The sequence below is a fragment of the Nocardioides sp. zg-1230 genome (assembly GCF_013155335.1).
In the GTDB taxonomy this organism is placed as follows: Bacteria; Actinomycetota; Actinomycetes; order Propionibacteriales; family Nocardioidaceae; genus Nocardioides.
This window is the reverse complement of record NZ_JABJQZ010000001.1, coordinates 266,665-279,908: the sequence shown is the minus strand read 5'-3', so window position 1 is coordinate 279,908 and position 13,244 is coordinate 266,665. Positions and strand designations below refer to the sequence as shown.

Below are 13,244 nucleotides of genomic sequence, written 5' to 3'. Positions count from 1 at the left end.
GCTCGTGTATCTTGGCGTCGCGCCTCCGGGCGCATGGGGCTGTGGCGCAGTTGGTAGCGCGTCTCGTTCGCAATGAGAAGGTCAGGGGTTCGAATCCCCTCAGCTCCACCAGCACGACGAACCGCCCGTCACCAGCAGGTGACGGGCGGTTCTGCGTCTGCGGAGCCCGGTCGCGCTGAAGGCTGAGCGCAGGGGGACGCTGGGGAACGTTCGGGTCGCCCAGCTCCGGTGTTCACGACCCGACGGTTCCCCAGGTCGTGGAACGCCGTCAGTCGCCGGTCGGCCCGAACCGCTCGACCCGGATCGCGCCCGGGTCGAGGCCGCACTCCAGGAGCAGGTCCTCGGCGTACGACGCGAAGCGGGCCGAGCCGCAGACGTAGCCGAGGTCGACGCCGTCGAGCATCGGCGCCAGCTCGGCGGCGGTGAACGGCCCGGCCGGCCGGCCGTCGACGTCCGCGCGCGTGAAGGCCAGCGTCGCGCCGTACCTCTCCAGCTCGGAGGCGTAGGGAAGGTCGTCGCGGCTGCGACCGACCGCGGCGATGCGCAGCAGCTCGGTGCGACCGAGCCGGCGCGCGGTGCGAGCCATGGCGACCGCGGGCACCACCCCGGTGCCCCCGACGAGGCACAGGACACGGCTCTTGGTGTCCCACACGAACCAGCGACCGATCGGCCCGCGCAGCTCGAGCACGTCACCCACCTCGGCGACGTCGGCGAGGAACTCCGAGACCTCGCCGTCGGGCTGCCGCTCGACGAGCAGCTCGAGCAGCGGGTCGTCGCTGTCGGACGCCAGCGAGTAGGAGCGCTGCGCGGTGTAGCCGTCGGGGGCGCGCAGCCGCAGGATGTAGTGCTGGCCGGGCAGGTGGTGGGGCCGGTCGTCCACGTGCAGCCGCAGCCGGACCGTCTTCGCGGTGGGCTGGTCCTTCTCGATGATGCGGCCGTCGCTCCAGGCCGCCATGGGCGCCGGGGCCACGTCAGTCGTCACCCTGGTAGCGCTGCTCGCGCCACGGGTCGCCGCGGTCGTGGTAGCCGTTCTGCTCCCAGAAGCCAGGGCGGTCCTCCGTCATCAGCTCGAGGCGCGAGACCCACTTGGCCGACTTCCAGAAGTAGAGGTGCGGCACCAGCAGCCGCAGCGGTCCGCCGTGCTGCTCGGGGAGCGGCTTGCCGTCGACGCTCCACACCACCCACGCCTTGCCGTCGGTGACGTCGGCCAGCGGCAGGTTGGTCGTGTAGCCGGTGACCGAGTGGGCGAGCACGAAGGCGGCCTCGGACGTCGGCCGGGCGACCTCGAGCAGGTCGTCCACGCTCACGCCGCTGAACGTCATGTCGAACTTCGACCACGTCGTGACGCAGTGGATGTCACCGAAGTAGGTCGAGCCCGGGAAGGCGTGCAGCTCCTGCCAGGTCCACGTGTGCGGCGACTCGACGAGGCCGTCGATGCGGAACGTCCAGTCCTCCGCCGACCGGTGCGGGGTCGCCTCGGCGCTCAGCACCGGCCACGACGAGCCGGTGTCGTACTGCCCGGGTGGCAGCCGGCCGCGTTCGGGCTCGGGGCGGCGGCGGTGGAACCCTCGGGTCACAGGCATGGAGCCAGTCTGCCGTGGGAGGCCAGCGCCCGCACCTGTGCTCGGGAGCGGGCCGGGCTCGGCGCTACGGTCGTCCCGTGAGCGACTTCCAGCGGATCCTCGTGGTCAGCACGCAGGCCGACGCTGCCGAGGTCGCGCGGGTGCGGGCCGGGATCGGGTCGTCCGCGGTCGTCCTCACCGCCCCGACCGCCGACGGCAAGCGCATCGTGCAGGGCCTGGGGCACACCGCCCACCCCGAGACGGTGCTGGCGCCGGTGCGTTTCCCCGACGTGGACCGCGGGCACCGGCTCGACGAGGTCGTACGTCGCCACGCCGTGGCCGACCGCTTCCGCGACGTCGTCGTGGTGGCCGACCCTGCCACGATCACCCTGCTGCTCCGGGTGCTGGCCCCCGACCAGCTCCCGGCGTCGGGGCCCGTCACCGAGGTCGGCCTGCCCCGCGGCTCGCGGCCGGTCCCGCTGGGCCGGGCCGCCGGTGCCGGTGTCGCCCTCGCGCTGCTGGTCGGCCTGCTGTCCGCGGCGGTGCCGGTGTGGGTGCTGCCGACCCTGGCGGCGGTGGCCGGAGTGGTGCTGCTGGCCCTGCCCGGGCGCCGCTGGCTCGGCCAGTCGGTGCTGATCGCGGTCGCGGTCTCGCTCGGGGTGTCGCTGCTCGCGATCGCAGGGTCCGCGAGGTTCCCCGGCGCCTGGTGACGTGCGCGCCTGGTGACGCGCGCCTGGTGACGTCAGGCCGGGGCACCCGGCGGCGCGAGGGCGGGCGTACGACGCAGCACCACGACCATCGCGCACACGGTGAGCAGGAGCGCGGAGGCGAGGGCGACCACGCCGGGCCAGCCCGCGTGGCTCCAGGCCGCGCTGCCGAGGTTGCCGAACACCGACGCCCCTACGTAGTAGGCGAAGAGGTAGAACGCCGCGGCCTGCCCGGTGCGTACGCCGGCCAGGTGGGCGCGCGCGGTAACCCAGCCGCTGGCCAGGCCGTGGATGCAGAAGAAGCCGACGGTGAGGGCCGCCATCCCGAGGACGACGACCGGCAGCGCGTCCGCCAGGGTCAGCCACACGCCCGCCAACGCGAAGGCGCAGCCGACCGGGATGGTGGCCCGGCGGCCGATGCGGTCGGCGATCCGCCCGGACGCGGCCGAGCTCACCGAGCCGAGGGCGTAGACGAGGTAGACCAGGCTGATCGTGCCGACCGAGAGCCCGTAGGGCGCCGAGCTCAGCCGGAAGCCGAGCGCGTTGAAGACCGCGACCATCGTGCCGATCCCGCAGGCCCCCAGGACGTAGAGGGCGACCAGCGCCCGGTCGCGCACCGCCGCGCGGGCGCCGCCGAGCACCGACCGCAGGTCGGCCGGACGTCGGACGAAGTGCCGCGACGCGGGCAGCAGCCAGGCGACGAGCGCGGCGCAGGCGAGGGCGGCGAGCGCGGCGGCGGCCAGGCCCCACCGCCAGCCCGCGGCGTCGGCGACCGGCGCGGTCACCACCCGGCCCGCCATGCCACCGAGGGCGGTGCCGGCGATGTAGAGCCCGAACGCGCGTCCGTGGGCGGAGGGGTGCAGCTCCTCGCGGAGGTACGCCGTCGCGACCGCGGGCAGCCCGGCCAGCGTGACGCCCTGCAGCATCCGCAGCCCGAGGAGGGCCTCCCACGACGGCGCCAGCGCCGACAGCACGGCGACGACCGCCGCCGACCAGAGCGCGAGGTGGATCAGGGGCGTGCGACCGACCGCCTCCGACACGGGTCCGGCGACGAGCAGGGCGACGGCCAGCGTCGCGGTCGTCAGCGACATCGCGAGCGTCGCGCGGGTGGGGGAGACGGCGAAGGCCTCGACCAGCTCGGGCAGCAGCGCCTGGACGTCGTACAGCAGCACGAACGTCGCCATCCCCGCCGCGAACACCGCCACCATCACCCGCCGGTAGCCGGCGGTGCCCGGACGGTACGGCGCGGGGCCGGCGTCGGGGCTCGGGGCACGGGTGGCGGGCATCCGTCGATGGTGCGCCGTCGGACGTGATGCGTCCAATGTCGATCAAGTGCCCGAGCCATACGGCATGCGTATGATGGCGCAGGTGATGCTCCGTGACCTGGCGTGGCTCCTGCAGCTCGGCGAGGTCGGCCACGTCACCGAGACGGCCGCGGCGCTCGGCACCAGCCAGCCCACCCTGTCCCGGTCGCTGGCGCGGGTCGAGGCGGAGCTGGGGGTGCGGGTCTTCGAGCGGACGCCGACCGGGATGGAGGTCACGCCGGACGGCCGGGTGGTCCTCGACGCCGCCCGCGATCTCGTCGTACGCCACCAGCAGCTGCGCGCCGACCTGGCCAACCGGCTCGACCCCGACACCGGGATCGTCCGGCTCGCCTTCCTCGACTCGATGGCCACGACGCTGGTGCCGAAGCTGCTGCGGGCCTTCCACGCCGAGGCGCCCGGGGTGAAGGTGGCGCTGAGCCAGGAGCCGGCCCACGACATCCGCAGCGACCTCGACCGCGGGGCCGTCGAGCTCGGGCTCACCATGGACCGGGCCGCCGACCTCGGGTGGCTGGCGGTGCAGCGGGAGCGGCTCGTCGTCGTGGTGCCGCCGACCCACCGGTTCAGCGACCGGTCACGCGTCGACCTCGCCGAGCTGGCCGACGACGAGCTGGTGACGACCCCGCCCGGCTTCGGTCACAGCGCGCTGGTGCAGGCGCTGCTCGCGGAGGCCGGGGTGAGCCCGCGCGTGTCCTTCGAGAGCGCCGACCTCGCCACCATCGAGGGGCTGGTGGCCGCCGGGCTCGGGGTGGCGATCGTCCCGGAGGCGTTCGCGGGACAGTCGGGCTCGGTGGGCCTCGCGCTGTCCTCGCCCTCGGCGACGCGCACCATCGGCCTCACCTGGCGCACCGAACGACCGCTCGCCCCGCCCGCGGAACGGTTCCTGGCCTTCGTGCGCAGCCGCTCCTGGGCTGACTGAGAAGCGGAGCTGAGGAGCGGGAGCTCAGCCCTTGCGGGGACCGAACAGCAGCCCGCGGCGCGGGGCCTTGCGCGGCTGCGGGACGGCCGGGGCGGGCCACCACTCGAGGCTCGCGTGTCCGGCGCGGTTGAAGCCCTCGCGGTAGACGAAGTTGTCGCCGCACGAGCACACCCAGCGTTCGCCCACCTCGTGGTCCTCGCCGGTCGGTGCTCCCTCGGTCTGCAGGCAGACGTGGATCATCGTGGAGTCCATCAACGCTCCCTCCCTCGCGTCGAGCCCTGGCACAAACCCCCGTGTGCGCCGGGCGTGACCATCGTCGCGGGGCGTTAGCCGAAAGAGAATGGGCGGCAGTCGAACTACGACGCATCTTGAGGAAACCTCGGTTGTCCATGCCGAGTCCATCCGAACCGCACACCCGCGAGGAGGGGGAGACCTCCGCCGGTCTAGATCCAGCGCTGGAACCAGATCCGGGCGTTCCACTCCGACTTGGTCAGCAGGACGTCGGTCCAGATCGGCCAGAACCACGCGAAGGCGATGAGGGCGAGCACGGTGTAGCTGCCGGCGACCACGACTCCGAAGGTGCGCCTCGGGGTCGGCACGTCGGAGGTGCCGATGAGGTGACCCATCACCAGCACGGTGGAGAGCACCAGGAACGGCAGCGAGGTGATGGCGTAGAAGAAGAAGATCGGCCGGTCGTCGTAGGCGAACCACGGCAGCCAGGTGCTGGCGAGGCCGGCGACGACGACGCCGTGGCGCCAGTCGCGCGCACCGGCCCACAGCAGCAGCGAGGCGATGGCCGCCAGGCAGCCGCCCCACCAGACGACGGGGTTGCCGATGAGCAGGACCTGCCGGATGCAGGTGGAGCCCGCGGGAGCCTCGCACGCCTGCGAGCCGGGCTGGATGTCGGTCTGGGCGTCGACCCCCACCGGGCGGCCCATGACGAGCCACGTCGAGGGCTTGGAGGCGTAGACGTGCGTCGAGTCGTTGAGGAAGTGGCTGTGGAAGGTGTAGACGTCCTGGTGGTAGGACCACAGCGACCGCAGAGACTGGGTGACCTCCCCGAGGCCGTCCGCGTCGGGCTCGCTCGCGGTCGGCCACGGACCGTCGCCGCCGTACGACGTGTACTGCGTGTTGCTGAACGCCTCCTCGTAGACGTCGGCGTGCGCGAGCCACCCCGTCCACGACGCGACGTACGTCGCCAGCGCGACGCCCACCAGCGCGACGAACGCCGGCACGCCGTCGAGGACGACGGAGCGGAGCAGCGGCCGACGCTGGCCGAACGCCCGCCGGGCGCCGGCGCTCCACAGCCAGGCGAGCAGGCCGAACACCGCGAGCGCGTAGACCGCCGACCACTTGGTGCCGCACGCCAGGCCGAAGGACACGCCGCCGAGGACGAGCCAAGGGCGCCACCACGTCCGTGTCGTACCCGCGGCCAGCCGGTCGCGCAGCCACTGGCGGTCGGCGACGACGCAGTGCACGCCGCAGAGGGTGAAGAAGGCCAGGAAGATGTCGAGCAGCGCCAGCCGGGACAGCACGAGCTGGAGGCCGTCGACCGACAGCAGGAGGCCGGCGACCAGCCCGAGGACCGTCGACCCGGTGACGCGCCGTGCGAAGCGGCACATCAGCAGGACCATCAGTGCGCCCACCACCGCCGACGCCGTGCGCCAGCCGGTGGGGTCCATCCCGAAGACCTCGATGCCGCCGGCGATCAGCCACTTGCCGACCTCGGGGTGGACGATCATCGACGGGCCGTCCTGGAACAGCCCGGTGAGGTCTCCGTTGAGGATCGTCTTGTCGGCGTCCTCGACGTACTGGCGCACGTAGCCGTGGTCGAGCAGCGACCACGCGTCCTTGGCGTAGTAGGTCTCGTCGAAGGAGAACGCGTGCGGTGTGCCGAGGTGCCAGCGCCTCAGGAAGAAGGCCAGGCTGGCCAGGCACAGCGCGCCGGCCCACCCGAACATCGGGTCCTCCGACCGCCAGCGCGGACGATTCCGCTCGGCGGCTGTCGGAGTCACGCGGGCACTCTAGCCAGACGCCGCCGACGTCCCCGCCGGGTCCGGACGTGCGCGCCGGCCCGGCGGGCGCCCGCTCACACGCCGATCGAGGCCCAGTCCCCCCAGATCGCGAAGGTGAGCCCGCGGCTCGCCTGGATGTTGACGAACAGGGTCTTCCCGTCCGGGCTGAAGGTGGACCCGGCGAACTCGTCGTTCCCCGAGCCGATGGTGTTGCGCGCGATGGAGAAGAGGTCGCCGTCGGTCGTCAGGCCGCGCAGGTAGTTGCCCTGGTCGTGGTCCTCGCAGAGGACGAGGGTGCCGCGGGGGCTGGTGGTGACGTTGTCGGGGAAGTCGAGCACCTCGCGGCTCTCCGACTGGAAGACGCAGCGCAGCGTCTGCTCGCGGGTGTCGTAGGCCCACACCTGCCCCCAGCCACGCCCGTAGCCGTTGACGTTGTCGGGTCCGGTCATCGCCGGCCCGCCGCCCTGCGTGGCGGTGAAGTAGACGACTCCGTCGTGGAAGACCTGCCCTTCACAGCGCGAGAAGTGGGCCGCGCCCTTCGCGCGGCCCTGGTCGCCGACGTAGTTGATCGCGGTGTCGTTGCTCGTCGGCGCCGGCTCGCCCGGCGTGTAGTCGAACTCGAAGTCCGGCTCGTCGATGTCGACCCACTCCACGTCGCGGACGGTCGTAGTGTCCTGGTGCGCCTCGAGGTGCGCCTGCGGGGAACCCTTGACGGCCAGCATCTGCAGCTGCCCGTTGTGGTCGATGTTGCGGCGGCGTGCGGGGTTGTCGCGGGGGACGTAACGGTAGAAGCCGGAGGGGAAGGCGAAGTTGTCCTCGGTCAGGTAGAGCACGTCCTCGACCGGGTCGAAGGCCACGGCCTCGTGCGCGAAGCGGCCGGCCTTGCGGATCGGACGGGCGTCGGAGAGGCCACCGGCCGGGACCTCGAAGATGTAACCGTGCCGCTTCTGCAGCGGCACGTTGGACACCCCGGTGAAGTCCGGCCCGACGTCGGGTCCGTTGACCGTCTCCTCGCAGGTGACCCAGGCGCCCCACGGCATCTGGCCACCGCTGCAGTTCATCATCGTGCCGCTCAGGCTGGTGTACGCGTCCAGCACCTCGCCCTGCCCCGTCACCTGGATGGTGGTGGTGCCGGCGCCGCCCCGCTTGTCGTAGGGCTTGGTCGGTCCGAAGGCCGGCTGCGGGTTGTTGACCTCGTGGTTGCGCACCAGCAGGACGGATCCGTCGGGGCCGGGGAAGGCGCCCATCCCGTCGTGGCGGGCCGGCAGTCGGGTCCCGTCGGGCAGGATCGTCGGAGCCTGCGCGCTGCTCTCGTGGAAGGAGCGGTAGGCGAAGCCGGCCGGCAGCTCGAGGCGTACGACGCCGTCGCGGAGGTCGGGGACCGGGACGAGTGTGCCGACGGCGGCGCCGGCGAGGGCCCCCGTCCGCGAGAGCGCGGAGGCGTTGGCGAAGCCGGCGAACGGACCGGCGGCGAGGGCGCCACCGAGGGCTCCCGTGATGGCGGTGCGACGGTTGAGCTGCATGCGACTGACCTCCGAGGGCAGCGTGGGCGGTGGGGGGATCTCGACACGCTAGGCGGGGGGAGCCGGGAGCGGAACCCCCTTTTCGAGGATCTACGGTGAACCCCATGACTGGCGTCCTGGTGCTCGCGGGCACCCCCATCGGACAGGCCGGGGACGCGCCGCCGCGGCTCGCCGCCGAGCTCTCCGGGGCCGACGTCGTCGCGGCCGAGGACACCCGGCGGCTCAAGCGGCTGTGCGCGGACCTCGACATCACCCTGTCGGGGCGCGTGGTCTCCTACTTCGAGGGCAACGAGCAGGCGCGCACCCCGGTGCTGCTGGAGGCGCTCCTGGCAGGCGAGCGGGTCGTCCTGGTGACCGACGCCGGCATGCCGAGCGTCTCCGACCCCGGCTACCGGCTGGTCGCCGCGGCGGTCGAGCACGACGTACGGGTGACGGCCGTGCCCGGACCGAGCGCGGTGCTGACCGCGCTGGCCGTCAGCGGGCTGCCCGTCGACCGGTTCTGCTTCGAGGGCTTCCTGCCCCGCAAGGCCGGCGAGCGGGGGCGACGCCTGGCCGCGCTGGCCGCGGAGGAGCGCACGATGGTGTTCTTCGAGGCGCCGCACCGCACCGAGGCGGCGCTGGCCGCGATGGCCGAGGCGCTGGGCGAGGACCGTCCGGCCGCGGTCTGCCGCGAGCTCACCAAGACCCACGAGGAGGTGCGTCGCGGCCCGCTGGGCGAGCTCGCCGCCTGGGCCGCCGACGGCGTCCGCGGAGAGGTCACGATCGTGGTCGAGGGATCGAGCGGCGCCCCTGCCCTCGACACCGACCCCGGCACCCTGCGCGCCGCCGTGGCCGACCTCGAGGCCGCCGGATCCACCCGCAAGGAGGCGATCGCCGAGGTCGCCAAGCGCGCCGGCCTGCCCAAGCGGGAGGTGTACGACGTTGTCCACCGCTGAGGAAGGGGCCGGCCCGACGCGCAGCCGTGCGGCCACCGAGGAGACCTCCGGCTCCCGGCGCGACCGGGAGCGCCCGCCTGCGCCCGAGCCGCTGCCGTACCCGGTCGTCGACAACCACTGCCACCTCGACATCGCCGACGGCGACTGGCTCGACACCGCGGACGCCGTCGCGGCTGCGGCGGCCGTCGGCGTGCCGCGGATCGTGCAGATCGGCTGCGACCTCCCCGGCGCCCGCTGGGCCGTGGCCGCGGCGGCCGAGCACGACGCGCTCGTCGCCGGCGTGGCGCTGCACCCCAACGAGGCACCCCGGCTCGCCGCGGCCGGTCGCCTCGAGGAGGCGCTCGCCGAGATCGAGCAGCTCGCGCAGACGCACGACAAGGTGCGGGCCGTCGGCGAGACCGGTCTCGACCGCTTCCGCCACGCCCAGAGCGGCACGGGCGAGGACGGGTGGGCGGCGCAGGAGGAGAGCTTCCGGCGCCACATCGACCTGGCCAAGCGACTCGACAAGACCCTGGTCATCCACGACCGCGACGCACATGACGACGTGCTCCGCGTGCTCGACACCGAGGGCGCGCCCGAGCGCTGGGTGATGCACTGCTTCTCCGGCGACGAGGCCTTCGCACGCCAGTGCCTGGACCGCGGGGCGTACCTCAGCTTCGCCGGGACGATGACCTTCAAGAACGCGCAGCAGCTGCGCGACGCGCTCTCCGTCACCCCGCTGGACCGGGTCCTGGTCGAGACGGACGCTCCTTACCTGACGCCCGCGCCGTGGCGCGGGCGACCCAACGCCTCCTACCTCGTCCCCCTCACCGTGCGGGCGATGGCCGAGGTGCTGCAGGCGGACCTGGAGACGCTGTGCCGGGCGATCGACGGCAACACCGAACGCGCCTTCGGAGGCACCTGGTAGGCAAGCCGACACGCCCGAGCGTGAGCGGGAACACCCCAGATTTTGCCCTGAAGAGTTTGCGTCACCGCCCATCATCGTTATCGTCCTGTGATTGTTGGCCGGGATCGGGAGTGATTTCCGGCAGCACATGGGACCGGATCGGGCCGGTCCTGCGAGACCCCCGCTCGCACGTCGTACGACTCCCGCGACCTCGTCGTGGCTGCCGTGCCTCGCTCGGCCGGGGGGTGCTGCCGCCCGAGGCCCGGGGAGTACGACGTTCGGAGAATCGTGCGCTCTCGTCTCGCGCAGCTCAGCAGGTCCAAGACAGTCCTGGCGACCCTCGTGGCGCTGGTGGTGGCAGCCGTCGGAGGTACGACGGTCGGCTACGCAGCCCTCACCAAGGACGTGACCCTCACCCTCGACGGGGAGACCCGTCAGGTCAGCGCCATCGGTGACACCGTCGCCGACGTGCTCGCGGCCGAGGGCGTCGAGGTCGGCGACAAGGACCTGGTCGCCCCGGCGGTCGACGAGACCGTCACCGACGGCTCGGCCATCGCCGTGCAGTTCGGGCGTCCGCTCGAGCTCGACGTCGACGGCACGACCCACACGTACTGGGTCAACTCGACCGACGTCGCCAGCGCCCTCGGCGAGATCGGCCGCCGGTTCGACGGTGCCGCGCTGTCGGCCAGCCGCGGCTCCTCGATCGGCCGCAGCGGACTCACGCTCGAGGTCGTCACGCCCAAGGTGGTCCACCTCAAGCTCGGCGCCAAGCAGCTCAAGAAGCGCAAGATGACCGCCATGACGGTCGCCGACGTGCTCAAGTCGGCCGGCTTCGAGGTCGACCGGCACGACAAGGTGCGCCCGTCGCTGACGACCGAGATCGCCGACGGCGACAAGATCGTCGTCACCGACATCCGCGTGGCCACCAAGAAGGTCAAGAGTGAGGTGGTCGACGCCCCCGTCGTCGAGCGCGAGGACTCCTCGATGTTCGAGGGCGAGCAGGAGGTCGTGCGCGCCGGTCGCGACGGCGTCCGCGCCGTCACCTACCAGCTCCGGTTCGTCAACGGCGAGCTCGCGGCCCGCAAGGTGGTCGACGCCGACGTGCGCCGCAAGCCCGTGGCCCGCGTCGTGGCCGTCGGCACCAAGGAGAAGCCCGAGCCCGAGGAGACGGCCGCCAACTTCGCCGGCGGCAGCACCGTGTGGGACTCGCTCGCGCAGTGCGAGTCGGGCGGCAACTGGGCCATCAACACCGGCAACGGCTACTACGGCGGCCTCCAGTTCAACCTCGGCACCTGGCGTGCCTACGGCGGCACCGGTTACCCGCACCAGGCCTCCCGCGAGACCCAGATCGCCGTGGCGACCCGGCTGCGCGACGCGGCCGGCGGCTACGGCTCCTGGCCGAGCTGCTCGGCCAAGCTCGGCCTGCCGCAGTGACTGGCCACCGCGTGCTGTAACGCCGGGTTACTGCAACTACCCACCCCGATGCATCAGGGTCGGTACAGCGATGAACCCGGCGTTACAGCGGCCACTAGGGTGACGCCATGACCACCGACCCGGCCGGCCCGAGACTCCTCGGGCCGGCCGAGGTGCGTCGGCTGGCGGCCGAGCTCGACCTGCGGCCCACCAAGCAGCGCGGCCAGAACTTCGTCATCGACGCCAACACCGTGCGGCGGATCGTCCGCGAGTCCGGCATCACCGGTGACGACGTGGTCGTCGAGGTCGGACCGGGGCTGGGCTCGCTCACCTTGGCGCTGCTCGGGGTTGCGCGCCGGGTGGTCGCGATCGAGGTGGACCCGCTCCTGGCCGAGCGACTGCCGGCCACCATCGCGTCGTACGCCCCCGAACAGGCCGACCGCTTCGAGGTCGTGCTGGCCGACGCGATGCGCGTCGACGCCCTGCCCGGGCCGCCGCCCACGGCACTGGTCGCCAACCTGCCCTACAACGTCTCGGTGCCGGTGCTCATCCACCTCCTCACCCTGCTGCCGTCGCTCGAGCGGGGGCTGGTGATGGTGCAGGCCGAGGTGGCCGACCGGCTCGCCGCCCCACCGGGGTCGAAGACCTACGGCGTGCCCAGCGTCAAGGCCGCGTGGTTCGCCGACGTACGCCGCGCCGGAGCGATCGGGCGCAACGTCTTCTGGCCGGCCCCCAACGTCGACTCCGGCCTCGTCGCCTGGACACGGCGCGACCCGCCGGACACCACCGCCACCCGGGAGCAGGTCTTCGCCGTCGTCGACGCCGCCTTCGCCCAGCGCCGCAAGCAGGTGCGCGCCGCCCTGCGCGGGTTGGCCGGCTCGGCCGACGCCGCCACCGCCGCGCTCGAGGCGGCCGGCGTCGACCCCACCGCCCGAGGTGAGGTGCTCGACGTCCACGACTTCGCCCGCATCGCCGAGGGCCTGGCGGCGACCTCGTGAGCGTCACGGTCCGGGCGGCCGCGAAGCTCAACCTCCACCTCGGGGTCGGCGCGCCCCGCGAGGACGGGTTCCACCCGCTCGACACGGTCTACCAGGCGATCTCGCTCTACGACGATGTCACCGTCTCCGAGGCCCCTGCAGGATCAGCGGACGAGCTGGTCGTCACCGGCTCGTCGCACGTCGACGCGGCCGGCGTGCCCACCGACGCCACCAACATCGCCCTGCGTGCGCTGGCCGAGGTGGCCTGCGGGAGCGCGCACGCCGTGCAGATCGCCAAGCAGGTCCCCGTCGCGGGCGGCATGGCGGGCGGGTCGGCCGACGGCGCCGCAGCCCTGCTGGCGCACGACCGGCTCCACGACCTCCGCCAGCCCGACGACCTACTGCTCGCGCAGGCCGCCCGGCTCGGCAGCGACGTCCCCTTCTCGCTCGTGGGAGGTACGGCGCGGGGCCGGGGCCGCGGCGAGGTGGTCGAGCCGATCGTCGACCACGGCACGTGGTGGTGGGTCGTGGTCCCGGCCGCTGTGGGCCTCTCGACGCCGGAGGTCTACCGCCACTTCGACCGGCTCCACCCCGATGCGCCGGCGCAGCCCGCCGAGCCCACCGAGCTGCTCGCCGCCCTGGCCACCGGGGAGCCCGTGCGGCTGGCGCGGGCGCTGCACAACGACCTGCAGGAGCCGGCCATCGACCTGCGCCCCGAGCTCGGCGACCTGATCGAGCGCGGCGAGGCCGAGGGTGCCCTGCGCGGGATGGTCAGTGGTTCGGGCCCCACCTGCGTCTTCCTCTGCGACTCGCAGGAGGGCTCCACGGAGGTGCTCACCGCGCTGTCGGCGTCGTACGACGTCGTGCTCACCGCCGTCGGTCCCGTCGCCGGCGCGCACCTGCTCGGCTGAGCGCACCGGTCGCCCGCCGCAGACACGGACCCGGATGGGGTCCGGACCCGATGGCATGAACTGCCGCGAACGGG

Annotated in this window: 13 protein-coding genes and 1 tRNA gene; 8 read left to right on the top strand and 6 right to left on the bottom strand. The window is 73.1% G+C overall.

The window, feature by feature from the left end; translation table 11 throughout:
* Positions 1 to 35: 35 nt before the first annotated feature.
* Positions 36 to 111: transfer RNA gene (locus HOO61_RS01345), tRNA-Ala, on the top strand.
* A gap of 157 nt (positions 112 to 268) precedes the next feature.
* Here the strand turns inward: HOO61_RS01345 and HOO61_RS01340 are convergent.
* Both HOO61_RS01340 and HOO61_RS01335 read right to left on the bottom strand, forming a co-directional pair.
* On the bottom strand, positions 269 to 982 hold the full coding sequence (locus HOO61_RS01340; RefSeq protein WP_367649975.1) for an FAD-binding oxidoreductase: 714 nt from the start codon (positions 980 to 982) through the stop codon (positions 269 to 271).
* Complete coding sequence (locus HOO61_RS01335) at positions 972 to 1,583, bottom strand: sulfite oxidase-like oxidoreductase (RefSeq protein ID WP_172256227.1); 612 nt, start codon at positions 1,581 to 1,583, stop codon at positions 972 to 974. Before HOO61_RS01335 ends, HOO61_RS01340 begins: the two co-directional genes overlap by 11 nt.
* 77 nt (positions 1,584 to 1,660) lie before the next feature.
* Here HOO61_RS01335 and HOO61_RS01330 point away from each other — a divergent pair, with 77 nt between their 5' ends.
* Positions 1,661 to 2,272, top strand: coding sequence for a hypothetical protein (locus HOO61_RS01330; RefSeq protein ID WP_172256225.1), 612 nt, complete (start codon positions 1,661 to 1,663; stop codon positions 2,270 to 2,272).
* Positions 2,273 to 2,304: 32 nt separating this feature from the next.
* Here HOO61_RS01330 and HOO61_RS01325 read toward each other — a convergent pair whose 3' ends face one another.
* The gene (locus HOO61_RS01325; protein ID WP_172256223.1) at positions 2,305 to 3,555 is read right to left on the bottom strand and encodes an MFS transporter; all 1,251 of its coding nucleotides are present in this window, start codon (positions 3,553 to 3,555) and stop codon (positions 2,305 to 2,307) included.
* 85 nt (positions 3,556 to 3,640) lie between these two features.
* Between HOO61_RS01325 and HOO61_RS01320 the strand changes: the two genes are divergently transcribed.
* Positions 3,641 to 4,510, top strand: a complete 870-nt coding sequence (locus tag HOO61_RS01320; protein ID WP_253942032.1) for a LysR family transcriptional regulator — start codon at positions 3,641 to 3,643, stop codon at positions 4,508 to 4,510.
* Between the two features lie 24 nt (positions 4,511 to 4,534).
* Here the strand turns inward: HOO61_RS01320 and HOO61_RS01315 are convergent, their stop codons facing one another.
* The 3 genes from HOO61_RS01315 to HOO61_RS01305 all read right to left on the bottom strand — a co-directional run bounded on the left by HOO61_RS01315 (position 4,535) and on the right by HOO61_RS01305 (position 8,048).
* Complete coding sequence (locus tag HOO61_RS01315; RefSeq protein WP_172256219.1) at positions 4,535 to 4,762, bottom strand: hypothetical protein; 228 nt, start codon at positions 4,760 to 4,762, stop codon at positions 4,535 to 4,537.
* 191 nt (positions 4,763 to 4,953) lie between these two features.
* Complete coding sequence (locus HOO61_RS01310; RefSeq protein ID WP_367649974.1) at positions 4,954 to 6,525, bottom strand: dolichyl-phosphate-mannose--protein mannosyltransferase; 1,572 nt, start codon at positions 6,523 to 6,525, stop codon at positions 4,954 to 4,956.
* Between the two features lie 74 nt (positions 6,526 to 6,599).
* A complete protein-coding gene (locus HOO61_RS01305) occupies positions 6,600 to 8,048 on the bottom strand; it encodes a PhoX family phosphatase (protein WP_172256217.1) in 1,449 nt (482 codons plus the stop codon).
* A 104-nt stretch (positions 8,049 to 8,152) separates the two neighbouring features.
* Between HOO61_RS01305 and rsmI the strand changes: the two genes are divergently transcribed.
* The 5 genes from rsmI to HOO61_RS01280 all read left to right on the top strand — a co-directional run bounded on the left by rsmI (position 8,153) and on the right by HOO61_RS01280 (position 13,170).
* Positions 8,153 to 8,983 carry a 16S rRNA (cytidine(1402)-2'-O)-methyltransferase gene (gene rsmI / locus HOO61_RS01300; protein WP_172256215.1) on the top strand — a complete coding sequence of 277 codons (831 nt, stop codon included), beginning with the start codon at positions 8,153 to 8,155 and terminating at the stop codon, positions 8,981 to 8,983.
* A complete protein-coding gene (locus HOO61_RS01295; protein ID WP_172256214.1) occupies positions 8,970 to 9,890 on the top strand; it encodes a TatD family hydrolase in 921 nt (306 codons plus the stop codon). Before rsmI ends, HOO61_RS01295 begins: the two co-directional genes overlap by 14 nt.
* Positions 9,891 to 10,157: 267 nt before the next feature.
* Positions 10,158 to 11,303: a transglycosylase family protein gene (locus HOO61_RS24415; RefSeq protein ID WP_367649973.1), complete on the top strand. Its 1,146-nt coding sequence runs from the start codon at positions 10,158 to 10,160 to the stop codon at positions 11,301 to 11,303.
* A 107-nt stretch (positions 11,304 to 11,410) separates the two neighbouring features.
* Entirely contained in the window at positions 11,411 to 12,280 is an 870-nt protein-coding gene (gene rsmA, locus HOO61_RS01285; RefSeq protein WP_172256213.1) for a 16S rRNA (adenine(1518)-N(6)/adenine(1519)-N(6))-dimethyltransferase RsmA, read from the top strand.
* Positions 12,277 to 13,170 (top strand): 4-(cytidine 5'-diphospho)-2-C-methyl-D-erythritol kinase, encoded by an 894-nt coding sequence (locus HOO61_RS01280; protein ID WP_172256212.1) that lies wholly within the window; start codon positions 12,277 to 12,279, stop codon positions 13,168 to 13,170. Before rsmA ends, HOO61_RS01280 begins: the two co-directional genes overlap by 4 nt.
* Positions 13,171 to 13,244: the final 74 nt, after the last annotated feature.

Coding starts and splice junctions, on each gene's coding strand:
- HOO61_RS01335 (WP_172256227.1), bottom strand. CDS start 1,583: ATGCCTGTGACCCGAGGGTTCCACCGCCGCCGCCCCGAGCCCGAACGC.
- HOO61_RS01325 (WP_172256223.1), bottom strand. CDS start 3,555: ATGCCCGCCACCCGTGCCCCGAGCCCCGACGCCGGCCCCGCGCCGTAC.
- HOO61_RS01320 (WP_253942032.1), top strand. CDS start 3,641: ATGCTCCGTGACCTGGCGTGGCTCCTGCAGCTCGGCGAGGTCGGCCAC.
- HOO61_RS01315 (WP_172256219.1), bottom strand. CDS start 4,762: ATGGACTCCACGATGATCCACGTCTGCCTGCAGACCGAGGGAGCACCG.
- HOO61_RS01305 (WP_172256217.1), bottom strand. CDS start 8,048: ATGCAGCTCAACCGTCGCACCGCCATCACGGGAGCCCTCGGTGGCGCC.
- rsmI (WP_172256215.1), top strand. CDS start 8,153: ATGACTGGCGTCCTGGTGCTCGCGGGCACCCCCATCGGACAGGCCGGG.
- rsmA (WP_172256213.1), top strand. CDS start 11,411: ATGACCACCGACCCGGCCGGCCCGAGACTCCTCGGGCCGGCCGAGGTG.